4 protein-coding genes are annotated in these 15022 nt (G+C 44.0%); all 4 read right to left on the bottom strand.

The genetic code is table 11. The annotated features are described in order from the left end of the window. Positions 1 to 9 precede the first annotated feature (9 nt). Positions 10 to 8826: a non-ribosomal peptide synthetase gene (locus AACT52_RS31450; protein ID WP_073634571.1), complete on the bottom strand. Its 8817-nt coding sequence runs from the start codon at positions 8824 to 8826 to the stop codon at positions 10 to 12. A 21-nt stretch (positions 8827 to 8847) separates the two neighbouring features. Continuing rightward, positions 8848 to 9897 (bottom strand): TauD/TfdA family dioxygenase, encoded by a 1050-nt coding sequence (locus AACT52_RS31445; protein WP_073634570.1) that lies wholly within the window; start codon positions 9895 to 9897, stop codon positions 8848 to 8850. 72 nt (positions 9898 to 9969) lie between these two features. After that, entirely contained in the window at positions 9970 to 10875 is a 906-nt protein-coding gene (locus AACT52_RS31440) for a hypothetical protein (protein ID WP_073634569.1), read from the bottom strand. A 116-nt stretch (positions 10876 to 10991) separates the two neighbouring features. Then, a complete protein-coding gene (locus AACT52_RS31435; RefSeq protein WP_073634568.1) occupies positions 10992 to 14516 on the bottom strand; it encodes a condensation domain-containing protein in 3525 nt (1174 codons plus the stop codon). Positions 14517 to 15022: the final 506 nt, after the last annotated feature.

The raw sequence follows: 15022 nt of genomic DNA, 5'->3' as shown, positions 1-15022 counted from the left end.
ACTTCCTCCTTATACGCTTTTGCTTGCAATATCTTGATTTTGAAACATTTCTCCCATTGCGACTACAATCTTACGTTCTCCTACATAAGCATTGCGTCCGTGTGCAGCCAACATATTATCTAGCATCAAAATGTCTCCTTGCTGCCAAGGGAAGCTCGTTTTAGACTGCTGATAAACTTCATTGATTTGTTCAATGACCGAGTTCTCTATAGGAGTTCCATCTCCGTAGTAAACATTGCGCGGTAGTTTTGTCTCTCCAAATAAAGATAACAAAGAATCACGAACGTCTGGCTCTAAATAGGCTATATGGTGTAGCTGAATTTGATTGAAAAAGACTTGAGCGCCAGTTTTGGGATGTGCTGCTAGGGCTGGACGAATCTGGCGAGTTACTAAACCATTATTATCGTACCATTCAAAATCAATTTTCGCTCGACGACAGTAATTTTCTACTACAGATTTTTCATTCGTGTGGAAAAATTCTTGCCAACTAACATCCAGACTATCTGTGTAGTTGCGGACATACATTAATTGCTTTTGCGCTAATCTTTCTCGCAGCTTTGGTTCAAGGAGTTGGTAAGCTTTCCGACAATCTACAATGGGCGTTTCTCCACCTTGTAAAGCTGGTTGTACACAGAAAAACCAAATTTTTAGAGGAAACTGATGTAAGTGAGAGCTTTCATTATGGAACAAAATAGCTTTGTCGGATGGGTAAGGGGTAGAACCATAAACTTTACCGCCTAATCCTGCACGCGGTAAGTCGCCATACTCACCGAACAATTCTGGACAAATCGCTTGAGCAAAACTTTCAAATTGAGACACAGAACCTACATTGAAACCTCTAAAAAGAATGGCTCCATGTTGGAATAATTGTGTCTCTACAAATTCTCGGTTACTTTTAGCCCAAGCCAGAAAATCGATTTCGTGAACATTTGGGTGAATGACTAGAGGAAATGTTGCGCCTGCTTGAAGATAGCCAGTCTTAATCAATTCTGTTTGTGATAAGCTAACAGCTTTGGGGGCAATGCTGATAAACTTTTGCCGCTTGAACGCTTGGCGATCGCTTTTTTGCATAGCTTGTTGTTGTCTTTCCGTTTCTGTCAGCATTTCTAAAGTGTTGATCCGAGCATCGGGTTGCGCCACAATGCTGTTAAGCAGCATCTCGAAGTGACCTGTCATGCGCTTGATGGTGGAGTCGTCAAAAAGATCAGCATTGTACTGCCACTTGCCCACGATTCCTTGTTCTGTTTCTGTGAGAAATAGCGCTAAATCAAACCTTGCGATTTTGTTTTCAACTTCCAATTGGCTTAATGTCAGTCCTGGCAATTCTAAGGCTGGCATTGAGGCATTTTGAAGAACAAACAACACCTGAAATAGTGGCGACGTGTTGCTCAAACTTCGCTCAGGACGCAAAGCTTCTACTAATTTCTCAAAAGGCAAGTCCTGATGGGCATAAGCTTCTAATGTGACCTCGCGCACTCGGAGGAGCAACTCCTGAAAACTCGGGTTACCGCTTAAATCGGTGCGTAAGACAAGCAGGTTGACAAAAAAACCAATTAATGATTCTGTTTCCGCCCGGTTGCGATTGGCAACATCAGTGCCAACAACAATATCATCCTGATTTGCATAGCGTTGTAGCAGCACCTGAAAACCTGCCAACAAGGTCATAAACAAAGTGGCACCTTCTTGTCGGCTCAGGGTTTGAAGCGCTGCGGACAGGGTGGAAGGAATGACGAAGGATTGAGCACCACCTCGGCTGGTTTTTACTTCTGTTCGAGGACGAGTTGTAGGTAATTGCAGTACCGGGAGGTTGTTCCCCAATTGCTTCTTCCAGTATGCGAGTTGGGCTTGGAGGACTTCACCCTGCAACCACTGTCGTTGCCACACGGCAAAGTCTGCATACTGGATGGGCAGTTCAGGCAATGGAGAGGGTTTTCCGGCAGAGAAAGCTCGATACAGTGCTGCCAACTCCCGAACGAACACACCCATCGACCAGCCATCTGAGACAATATGGTGGATTGTAAATAGCGCGATATGCTCTTGCTCGCCGATGTGTAAAAGAGTGCATCGCAGTAATGGACCTTGATCTAGGTCAAAAGAGCGTTGAAATTCTTCTGCACTCAGTCGTTGAATCTCAGTTTCCCGTTCAGCTTCTGGCAACTTCCGCAAATCAACTATTGGAAGTTTTACAGTTAGGGTTGGGGTTATAGTTTGAAATGGTTGCCCATCCACCACACCAAAGGTCGTACGTAAAGCTTCATGGCGGCGTACAATCTCACTCAAGCTTTGCTCTAGTGCATCCACATTTAGGGAACCAACAAGGCGTATGGCGGCTGGTGTGTTGTACGTAGAACTACCAGGCTGTAGTTGCTCTAAGAACCACAATCGTTCCTGAGCAAAGGACAGAGGTAGATTGCCGTCTTTGGAGACACGTTTGATAGTAGGAGCTTCATGTCCTAGCTGTGCCTTTATGACCTCCTGAATGCTTTTGGCTAATCCAGCAACTGTTGGTGACTCAAACAAGCGGCGTAGCGGTAAATCTATCTGGAAGGTGTGACGAATGCGAGAAAGAACTTGAGTCGCTAGTAATGAATGTCCACCCAAGTCAAAGAAATTGTCATATATACCAACCTGTTCCACACCAAGGACTTGAACCCAAATTCCCGCTACCACTTCTTCCACTGGATCATGAGGTGCAACAAAAGCTGCTTCTATGTTGCGTTTGGCAATATCAGGTGCTCTCAATGCGCGGCGGTCTACTTTACCATTAGGTGTCAAAGGTAGCATCTCCAGCATGACAAACGCGGAGGGTACCATATAACGAGGCAATTTCTCCGCCAGGAAGCGGCGCATTTCGTTCGTCGTAACTGTCTGTTCTGGTTGTAGAACTAGATAGGCTACCAAATGTTTGTCACCTGGTTCATCCTCCCAGACTACAGCCACACTCGTCTGTACCCCTGGATGTTGGTTTAATGCTGCCTCAATTTCCCCAAGTTCGATACGGAAGCCCCGGACTTTTACCTGATTGTCAATCCGTCCTAAGAACTCGATGTTTCCGTCTGGCAAATACCGGGCTAAATCGCCAGTTTTGTAAAGCCGGGAAGTTGACTCTTGATTGAAGGGGTTCGGGATAAATTTAACAGATGTCAGTTCTGGTTGGTTGAAATAACCTCTGGCTAAGCCAACACCGCCGATATGTAACTCACCTGGTACACCAATGGGTACGGGTTGCAAATGGTTATCTAGGAGATATATTTGTGTGTTGGCGATCGCGCGACCGATAGAGACAATGCTATCTCGTCCGTTGAGATCCTTGTTGCTTTCCACCTTTTGGACTGCTGACCAAACGGTGGTTTCTGTGGGACCGTATAAGTTCCAAACTTGTGTACTTCGTTCCAGCAACTGATTGGCAAGGGAACGGTCGAGGGCTTCACCGCCGCAAAGGATTTTTAATTGCGAATGGCCATCCCATCCAGCAGCTAGCAGCAGCCGCCAGGTGGCTGGCGTGGCTTGCATAACCGTTGACTTGGAGTCTGCTAGCTGTTCTAACAACTGGGTTCCGTCAGTGGCAACTTCACGGCTGACTACGACTAAACGAGCGCCGACAATCAGCGGCACGTATAGTTCCAATGCTGCAATATCAAAAGATAGTGTGGTAACTGATAAGAGAATATCTTCCTGAGTTAGCCCCAGAGTCAGGCGCATTGTACTTAAAAAGTTAACCAAAGCGCCGTGGGTAATTTGCACTCCTTTTGGTTGTCCGGTTGAGCCGGAGGTATAGATTGCATATACCAGGTTTTCAGTGGTTGCTTTGTTGATCAAATTGTCAGCGCTTTGTTTGACAATCTCCTCCCAGTCCGCATCCAAACATACTACCTTAGCTTTATGTTCAGGTAATACTGCCACTAACTTCTTTTGAGTTAACAGCACTGATACTTTGGTCTCTCCTAGAATGAAAGCCAATCGTTCGTGTGGATAGCTAGGGTCTAGCGGTACATAAGCACCACCCGCTTTGAGAATACCCAAGAGTCCTACTACCATTTCGAGCGATCGCTCTACGTAAATGCCCACCAGCACTTCTGGTCTCACGCCCAATGTTTGTAAGTAGTGCGCTACTTGATTTGCTCTAGCATTCAACTCCTGGTAAGTCAGTTGTTCTTCTTCAAAGACTACTGCTACGGCGTCTGGTGTTCGTTCTACTTGTGCCTCAAATAGCTGATGGATGCAGGCATAACGGTAATCAACCTGTGTATCATTCCAATCCACTAGCAACTGCTGTCGTTCTGCGAGCGTCAAGATTGGTAAGTTAGATAAACGCTGTTCGGGATTGGCTACAATTGCTTCGAGTAATGTCTGATAATGCCCCTGCATTCTAGTAATGGTGGCAGTATCAAATAAATCGCTGTTGTACTCGAATACCCCTATCAATCCTTGTTCGGTGTCTGTTAGGGACACAGTTAAATCAAACCGGGCTGTTTCCGTTTCCACTTCCAACGGACTCAGACTCAATCCTGAAAGCTTCAGCGATTCCATTGCGGCATTTTGCAAAACGAACATCACTTGAAACAGCGGCGTGTGGGTTAGATTTCGGTTTGGCTGTAACTCTTCTACAAGCTGTTCAAAGGGCAAATCTTGGTGAGCATAAGCATCCAGCGTTACCTCCCGAATCCGTCGCAGCAACTCTCTAAAACTCAAATTGCCTGATAAATCGGTACGCAATACAAGGGTGTTGACAAAAAAGCCAATTAGCCCTTCTATTTCACTACGGTTGCGGTTGGCGATGGGAGAACCAACCAAGATATCTGTTTGACCTGTGTAGCGATACAGCAATGTTTTGAACGCTGCTAGCAAGGTCATAAACAGGGTGACTGCTTCTTGCTGCGAGAGAGACTTTAGCGCTTCAGTTAGATTCTTGGGAATTTGCCATGACTGCGTTTTCCCTGTAAAGGTTTGAGCAACTGGTCGTGGGCGCTCGCTGGGTAGTTCCAACACAGGCAAGTTGCCGCCTAACTGCTGTTTCCAGTAAGCCATCTGGGAAGAGCGTACCTCTGTTTGCAGCCACTGTCGCTGCCAAATGGCAAAGTCCGCATATTGAATGGACAGTTCAGGGAGTGGCGATCGCAACTTAACACAAAATGATTCGTATAACGTTGCTATTTCACTAACAAGCACGCCAGCTGACCAGCCATCCGCAATAATATGGTGTATGGTGAACAGCAATATATGCTCGTTCTCTTTGAGCCACAAGAGAGTGACTTGTAGTAATGGACTTTGGCTCAAGTCAAAAGAATGCTGCGCTTGCAACTTAGCCAGTCGTTGAGCCTCTGCCTCTCGTTCCTCTGGAGGTAACTGCCTCAAGTCTACTACTGGCAGGGTAATGTTTAGCGCCGAAGCAATCACTTGCACAGGTTGCCCATTTACGCCTGTAAAACTCGTTCGTAAGGCTTCATGGCGTCGCACAATTTCGTTAAAGCTTTGCTCTAGCGCTAGCACATTCAACGAACCTTTAAGCAGTATAGCTCTAGAAATGTTGTAAGAAGGGCTGCCCGGATCTAATTGGTCGAGGAACCACAACCGTTGCTGGGCAAAAGACAGTGGTAACTCGCTTTCCCGCTTTACTCGCTCGATAGGTAGAGTTGCTAATTTCTGCCCATCGCTCATTGCCGTCTCAATCTTCTGAGCTAGCTCCGCCACTGTGGGTGTTTCAAACAGGCTTCGCAGCGCCAACTCCACTTGAAAGGCTTCGCGCACCTTGGAAACAACTTGGGTAAGCAGCAGAGAGTGTCCACCCAGCTCGAAGAAGTTATCATAAATACCCACTTGCTCAACACCCAACACTCTAGCCCAAATCCCAGCTAGTACCTCTTCAATTGGTGTACGAGGAGTCGCAAAGGTTTTTTCTAACTCAGGGTTGGTTTGGTCAGGTTCTGGCAGTGCCTGACGGTCTACCTTACCATTAGGAGTTAGCGGCAGCGCTTTGAGTATGACAAAGGTTGAAGGCATCATATACTCTGGCAACTTTGCCCGCACATAATGACGCAGTTCACTAACTAGGCAAGGCGATTCCTGGGACAGTACTATATAAGCTGCCAAATACTTTTGACTCGATCCAGAATCTCTCGCAATGACTGCAACCTCCCGCACACTTGGGTGTTGGCTGAGTACCGCTTCAATTTCCCCTAATTCAACACGGAAGCCCCTTATCTTAACTTGGTAGTCGCTGCGACCAAGAAATTCAATCGTGCCATCTGCTAGATAACGACCTAAGTCACCAGTTTTGTAAAGTCTCGCTCCTGGTTCATTGCTGAAGGGATCGGGAATAAATTTAACAGCCGTGAGTTCGGGCTGGTTCAGATAGCATCGCGCTAGAGTTGCACCACCAATGTATATTTCGCCCTTGACTCCGATGGGTGCAGGCTGGAGTTGTTCTTCCAGCACATACACCTGCGTGTTAGCAATTGGTTGACCGAGGGGGACTGTTTTAGATTTTAGATTTTGGTTTTTGGATCGATGGCAAGAAAGCTCGTTATAATCTACTCGATATGTCAGGACACCGACAGTCGCTTCTGTCGGACCGTAGTGATTAAAAATTTGGCAATCAGGCGCATACTGCTGAGTCTGTTCAATCAGTTGCCAATTAACAACTTCACCACCAAGGATGAGTCGCTCTCTAGGTATAAGAGACTGGGGTGTAGAAGATGTCAAAAGAGAGGCAAGGTGAGAGGGAACAATCTTGAGACAGTCGATTGGATGTTTGCTTAGATATTCCAAAAAAGCTGCTGGGTCAGTAGCACGTTCATAGGACATAATATGCAGACATCCACCCGTAGACAGGCAAGGGAAGAGAGCGGTGTTACCCAAGTCCGCAGCAAAGGTAGACACCAATGCGAAGTTGGCGTTTTCAGGTAAGTTTAACCTCTCAATAATGGCATGGACATAATTAACAAGTTGCTGATGTTCAATGGCAACACCCTTGGGTTTACCTGTGGAACCAGAAGTAAACAGCACATAGACAAGATTCTCACTTGTTACCCTACTGGCGGGATTAACATCACTTTCTTTTACAATTGCTTCCCAATCTGCATCCAGACAAATGACCTGTGCAACATCACTAGGCAAAAGATTGACTAGTTGCTGTTGTGTCAACACCACTGGCACCTGAGCATCCTGTAGACGTAATGCCAAAGCCTCTGCTGGCAATGCTGTGTCGAGGGGTACGTATGCTCCACCAGCTTTAAGGATGCCCAAAAGTCCTACAATCATTTCAAGAGAGCGTTCTACACACAGCCCCACCACGACCTCTGATCCCACCCCCTGCTTTTGCAAGTAGTGAGCGATTTTGTTAGCCTGCTGGTTAAGTTCTTGGTAGGTTAATTGTTGGTCTTCAAAGATAACAGCAATGTTGTTAGGCGTCCTTTGTACCTGTTCCTCGAACAGTTGGTGAATGCACTTGCCTTGAGAATAATCTCGCTCGGTGTTGTTGAACTGGTACAGGAGTTGTTGCCTTTCACTGGAACTGAGAATCTCTAACTGACTAATTGCTACATCTGGATGGGCAACAACACTTGCTAACAAAGTCTGAAATTGTCCTGCTAAGCGCTTGATATCTTCTATTTGAAATAAGTTGGAGTCATAATGAAACGCTGTAGTTAATGTGCGATTTTGACGAAGGCAGGAAAGCTTGACTTTGAACCGTTCAGTGCAAGCATACTGCTGATGAATTGAAAACGACACATCAGCAGCCATATGCTTTTCTAACTGTTCATCAAACTCAAAACAAATCGGAAAAAAGCAAGAGGTACTCGGAGGCAGTTCTATTATTTGTTCCCAGTTAAAATAATCCTGTAACTTAGAAATATGATTTATATATTCGTGATTTATATGTAATATTTCTCGAAATTCAGGCTCTGCTTCTAAATTAATTCGTATAGGTAAATATTTTGCAAACAGACCCAAAGCCGCTTCTAGTTCCTGATATCTACGTCCATCAAAATACAATCCAAGAATTATGTCTTGTTGTTTAGTAATACGCCATACCAATACCTGCCAACAAGCCAACAAGAACTGAGCTACAGAAATATCATATTGCTGGCTTAAGGTTTCAATTTCTTCTACTAAAGCTGGTGCAATTGTAAAACTTTGCGTTTGAGGTTGAAATTTTACTTCTTCAGCAGACAGTTTTTCCCAAGGAAGCTTTAATCTTGTCAATGCCGAAATATCCTGTTTTCGCCAATAATCTCTGCCTGCTTCTGTATCTGCTCCTTCCAACAATTCATTTTGCCACTCAGCTAAGTCTGCGTATTGTAGTGTTTCTTCATCATCTAGCTGTTCATCCTGTACACAGGCTGCATAAAACTGGCTGATTTCTCGCACCAAAATTTTTAGCGTTGCAGCATCTGCACAAAGTGCAGGTAGGCAAATAAGCAAAATATATCTGGTTGGCGATAGAGTCACTAAAGATAAGGACAAGGAGGAACCTTGCTCCAAATCAAACGGTTGTTGGTTTAACTGATGAAATAATGCTTGCAACAATTCTTCTTGTTCTTGCTGGTTGTAACTACTCCAATCGTAGTTTTCGCCCCAGAAAATACCACTCTTTCCAATAACTTGAAAAGGTATGGATATACCAGGCAAGCAATGAAAATTAGTACGGAGTATTTCATGCCGACTGACAAATTCTTCTATGGCTACTTTTAAAGTGTTGATATCTAAATTTCCCTCTATCAAAACAGCACATTGAGAACGATAGGGGAGGTTATCAATTTCTTGCAATTGCCACAGATGTTTTTGCTGGGGTGAGAGTCGAAAGCCCTGCATCTCCTCTAGCATGATTTTTCTCCGTACTTAGGACTAAATATCTTGACTAATAAATTGTTCTGCCATTCCTACTACGACCTTTCGCGGTCCTACAAATGGCATTCTTCCGTGTGCTGTGAGCATATTGTCGAGCATTAAAATATCTCCAGCTTGCCAGGGGAAAACAACCATCTCTTGTTGGTAAGCTGCACGAATTTCATCTAATATGTCAGCTTCAATTGGTGAACCATCACCGTAATAAGTATTGTGTGGCAGGTTTTCTTCTGCGAACTCTGCTAACAATGCTTCACGGATGTTTGCTTCCAAAGTTGACACATGAAAAAATGCAGCATGATTAAACCAGATTTGTTCACCTGTTTGTGGGTGTGTAGCAACAGCCTGCCGACAGGAGCGAGTTCTTAAGCGATCGCCCTCTTTCCACTCAAACTCAATGCCATTACTACGGCAAAATGCTTCTACTTCGGCTGAATTGGTTGTTTGAAAAACCGTCTGCCAAGGCAAACCAAAGCCATCGCCAAAGTTACGGACATACATCACTCTTTTTTGGATGAAGCGATCGCGAATCTTTGAGTCAATTCGTTGAAACAATTTTCGCGTGTCGGCTATTGGTGTTTCTCCACCTTGGTGTGCAGGCGTCACACAGTAAAAGAAGATTTTTAGGGGCCAAGAGGCGGCGTAAGAATTCTCGCTATGGAGAAAAATACTTTGGTTAGCTGGATAGTCAGTTGATGTATAAATTTTGCCTTCAACTGCACTCCGAGGTGAGGAGCGATCGCGATATTCCAGTAACTCTCCAGTGACAGTGGAGATGAATTGCTCAAACTCTTGATACCCTTTAAGATGAAAATTCCGAAACAGAATGCCGCCATGCTTAAGCAATTGGGTTGCAATCAACTCTCGATTGCTTGCGGCCCATGCAACTAAGTTTACACCTTCTACAGTCGTTTGAATGAGCAGAGGTAAAGAATTTTCTAGCAGCAGAGGTGTTATTTTTATGAATTCTGCGCCTGCAAGATTAACCGCTTGTCTTTTAGCAGACCTTAATTGGTTGAGGTTAAGTTTTGGAGACTCGGGAATTTTCATAGAAGCGCACAGGAAGTAACGAACCGCATCAGGCGCGGAGAACTTAGAGAAAAAAAAGAGAGTAGGTAAGTTCTATTTCACTTTCAGTGCGGTATATTCATCGGTTGTCTTATCAATTGTGGGAAACTCTAAACCTAGTTCTTCCAATGACTTGACACCTAGCGTTTCCAATACGAAGGGTCGCAATGTGTTGTTTTCAATAAAATTGCTAGGTTCGTTATTTGTTCCTTTATACATAAGAACCAAATTATGGTAAAAGTGTATGGACACAATATTTTTATCAAAATAAGACGGTACGTATCCAGGATGCAAAAACTCCTGATAATTCAGTCCATCAACCAATCTTTTGAACATATTCATGACAGTTTTTGGGTCGTTTAAATCAAGACTTCCGCCAATGTTGACCCAATTTTGTAGCAAAACACTATCTTTAGCAAAGTTCGACCAATTTTTCCCAAGGCTGGGCCAATAAGAGTGGTGAATATTTTCCGCTGCATAAATACCGCCATCTTTCAGTGCTGGGAAAAAAGTGTGGAACGCTTTAATGTGATGTTCATTGGCAGAACTGCCATCCTCAATTATAATATCCAGTTCGCCCGTTTCTGCTAAAACTTTTTTGATGAAATTTTCATCATTTTGGTCGCCATGAAATATTTTAATGCGGTCTTGTTCTAAGTACCTTTTATCTATAATGTCAATACCGTAAACCATACTATTTGGAAAATAGGTTTTCCAAGTTTTTAAAGCCTCACCTCCGTAGGTATGGTCTTCATAACCCCCTACACCAATTGCAAGAATCTTTAATTTTTTCCACTTTAACGGAGCAAAATGGCTTTGGTAGCGATGAGCAAACCGAAGTCTAAGCCATTTTTCATTGGTATAGAGAGCAGCTGCTTTACTCAAATCATAAGGGTCAAAGAATGCCGCTACTTGCAACTGGAGTTGTTTCCAGGATTTTTTGAAATCTACTAATTTCATCAAAAATACTCCTTGATTTGTCTTTTTACATCACAAATACTTTCTAAAAGCAGAGTCAATCCCTTGACGTTAGCGCCTTTTTCTACGTGTGGTGTAGTTTGTTAAAGCAACGATTTTTAGGCTTTATGAATTGTTTTCCGCTTAGTCACCTTTAGCTTTTGTAATGACGTGTATTCAAGTTCTTCTGCTTGTATCAACTGTTTTTCTCTGTCATCTGAGGCAAGTATTTTAGCTAGTTCATTTAGCCTTATATTAGGCTGCTCAACGACATGATGTAGAAGTCTTTCAAAATGACTTATCATGCGAGTCATAGTTGTGGCATCAAACAAGTCAGTTTTGTACTCCAATGAGCCTTTGAAACCTTCTAAACTCTCCCAAATACTAAATTTCAAATCAAATTTAGATGTTCCACTGTCAACTTCCAAAGGTTGCAAAGTCAATTCTGGAAGTTCTATCGCTGCGATCGGAGCATTTTGCAGGATAAACATGACCTGGAATAGTGGGTTATGGCTTAAATTTCGCTCCGGCTGTAATTCTTCTACTAACTTCTCAAACGGTAAGTCTTGATGAGCATATGCTCGTAGCGCTACTTCACGTACCCGCCCTAATAACTCGCGAAAACTCGGATTACCTGATAAGTCTGTACGCAAAACTATGGTATTGATAAAAAACCCTATCAACTTTTGAGTTTCTGCTTTACTACGACCTGAAACCGGAAAACCTACTAAAATATCTTCTTGGTTTGTGTAACAGTATAGCAAGATTTTGAATACTGCTATCAGTGTCATAAACTGAGTGACACCCTCTTGTTGGTTCAAGTCGTTGACAGCCTCGCATAGAGTCTTGGGGAAAGCGAAAAATTGCTTTTTACCAGTAAAAGTTTGTACGGCTGGTCGTGGACGGTCAGTGGGAAGTTGCAGAACAGGTAAATTGCCGCTTAACTGCTGCTTCCAGTAATTAAGTTGAGTTTGAAGAACTTCTCCTTGCAGCCATTGTCTCTGCCAGTATGCAAAATCTGCGTACTGAATAGGAAGTTCAGGAAGTGGCAAAGGCAAGCCATGAGAGAAAGTTTGATAAATTTCTGCCAACTCTTGAAGCAGAATGCCAATAGACCAACCATCTGAGATAATGTGGTGCATGGTGAGGAGCAATATATGCTCCTGTTGTGTCAAACGCAGCAGTTTTGTTCGCACAAGCGGTGCTTGTGATAAGTCGAAAGGCTGTTGGGCAAACTCAGTGGTGACAGACAAAGCCGATTCTAGACTTGCTCCCGGTAATTCCACAACTGACAACGTTAACTTCAAGCTGGAAACTATGACCTGAACTGGTCGCCCTTCCACGACCGAAAAGCTTGTCCGCAAGGCTTCGTGACGCCGCACAATTTCGTTAAGACTATGTTCTAAAGTTGTCGCGTTCAGTTTCCCAATCAAATGTACAGCGATCGCAACGTTATAAAAGGGGTTGCCTGGTTCTAACTGGTCAAGGAACCACACTCGCTCTTGGGCAAGACATACAGGTAAATGCCCATCGCGAGGAATTGGTTTGAGTTCTCCTTTGTGAGGTGTTGCATCTTTGAATTGAGCCAGTATTTGCTTTGTTAAGTCGGCAACGCTAGCATCTTGTAAAAGGTCGGTCACAGAGACAGCCACCCCAAAATCTACCTCAATCTGATTTTTGAGGTCGGAAGCCGTTAAGGAATCGATCCCCAAACCTGTTAGAGGTTGTTCTGGTTGGACTTGAAATGGGGTTATTTTTAAGACTTGAGCAACCAATTCTTGAAGGTAAGATTTCAGTTCTGTCTCACTTTGTGGAAGTGCTATGCTTTGCTCCCCTGCGGAACTTGTTTCTTTTTCGGCAAAACCTGAAGTGTCTAAAATACTTTTGCTTATGACTTCCAAAGTGCCTGCAAGAAACCCTGCTTTACAAGCGCGGCGTTGAATTTTACCACTGGAGGTTTTGGGAATAGTACCTGGTTTAATCAAGACAACTGCATAAACTTGCACCTCATGTTCAGAGGTTACTGTTTGACGAATTGCTGCGGTGACTTCCTCAACATTCGGTTTGGCGCGAAACTCCAACTCTTGGACTACGACTAGCCTTTCTTCATTGTCAACTTCTACCTCAAACGCTGCAACACTACCTGTACGTAATGATGGATGACTGCGTTCTGCCGTTAGTTCAATATCTTGAGGATAAAGGTTACGACCCCGAATGATAATAACATCTTTGGCTCGACCAGTAATGAAGATCTCGCCATTATCCAAAAATCCCAAGTCACCTGTCCGTAAGAAAGGACCTTGTCCCGTGTCTTTTAGGTATGCACAAAATGTCTCCTTTGTCTCGTCAGTGCGATTCCAATAGCCTTGTCCGACACTCGGACCAGATACCCAAATTTCCCCCACTTCATCAGCTTGGCATTGGGTTAATGTTTTGGGGTTGGCAATGAGAATTTGTTGTTGAGGTATAACTTGACCGCAACTAATCAACGTGTATACATCCTCATCTTCAACGGCTTCGACAACTTGGTTACTTTCCAATGCTGCTTTCTGAACTTTTTTAATAACGGGTGCTGTTGATTTTTGACTGCCGGAAATCATCAAAGTTGCCTCTGCCATGCCGTAACAGGGGTAAAATGCTTCTTTGCGAAAACCACAGGATGCAAAAGCTGCTGCAAATCTTTCTAAGGTATCGCTGCGGATAGGTTCAGCACCGTTAAAGGCTACACTCCAACTACTTAAATCTAGGGTTTCTTTTTGTTCAGGGGTAATTTTCTCAACGCATAATTCATAGGCAAAGTTGGGACCGCCACTGGTGGTGCCTTTATAGTGAGAAATAGCCTGTAACCAGCGGTACGGACGTTGGAGAAACGACGCTGGCGGCATTAAGATGCAAGGAAACCCGCCATACAAGGGTTGTAGTATACCACCGATGAGTCCCATGTCATGATAGGCGGGTAGCCATGAGACAAACTTACTGCTGGGTGAATGTTCCATGAATTGGTAAGTCACGGCGGCATTGTGCAGCAGGTTGCCATGACTTAGCATGACCCCTTTAGGTGTGCCTGTAGAACCCGATGTGTATTGGAGAAAGGCTAAAGTATCTGTATTAATCAAGGGTTCTTGCCAAGACTGTTCTATTCCCTGTGCAAGGTTGTCGGTAGTCAGCCAATGTAAAGAAGCCTGGTCTGCTTTGTCTGTCAGTAAGGATTGTACTGTGGGCAGAATTGCTGTTGTCGTAAGAGCGACGCTTACCTGTGCATCTGACACAATCGCCTGTATCCTGGGGGTGTTGCGTTTATTGCGTGGTGGGTAAGCAGGAACTGCAACAACTCCGGCATACAGACAACCGAAAAAAGCAGCCAAGTAATCTAGCCCCGGTGGATAGAGCAATAAAGCACGTTCACGGCTTAAACGTAATGGTTGGAGTTGAGATGCGAACTGACAAGTCAGCGCTTGCGCGATCGCTCGACTGCGCCGATCCAACTCTTGGTAAGTCAGCGTTGCTTCTTCTGTTTCGCCATCTTGCAGAAACGTAAAAGCATAACTATCTGGCTGTGTAAAGCTTCTAGAGCGCAGAACATCAACAACAGTCAAATAGTTACCGGAAATTTCTTTTAACCCGTTGGAAGGTTCAGTCGTCATTGTTACCCCTCAGGCGATGCACACCAAAAACCGTTGAATGCGGCGTGACACATTCAACCAACCCCTACCCTGTTAACTCAAAGCTTTTGGATGAACAAAGGGCAGGAGCGCAAATTTGACGCCACGGTATTGCAAATTCTTTTCAACTACTTTTTGGCATCTTAGTGCAAAAACTAGTGTTTAGCAACCCTTTGTCTTAACAAATCTTTGTCAGCATTTTCCACCAGAATTAACTGACACTAGTTGATAATTAATATCTATCTAATGATAGATGTTAAACGATAAAGCTGTAAGATGTATTGTGTTTTCACCTCCTGTAATGGCACTATGTACCTCATGCAACTACTCTTAAGCGCCCCCGAAAGAATTTTCAGGAGACGGGTTTTACCTGTTAGTACGCATTCATTTTAGAGTTGTCGCCATCAACACTTGACTTAAAGGGGTATATTCTCAATGCTGGAAGCAATTTCTGCGGTCTTGATAAAGGTATTCAATAAATTACGTAT

It is taken from the genome of Scytonema sp. HK-05 (assembly GCF_963872035.1).
In the GTDB taxonomy this organism is placed as follows: Bacteria; Cyanobacteriota; Cyanobacteriia; order Cyanobacteriales; family Nostocaceae; genus Kalymmatonema.
This window is presented reverse-complemented; position numbering and strand designations above follow the sequence as displayed.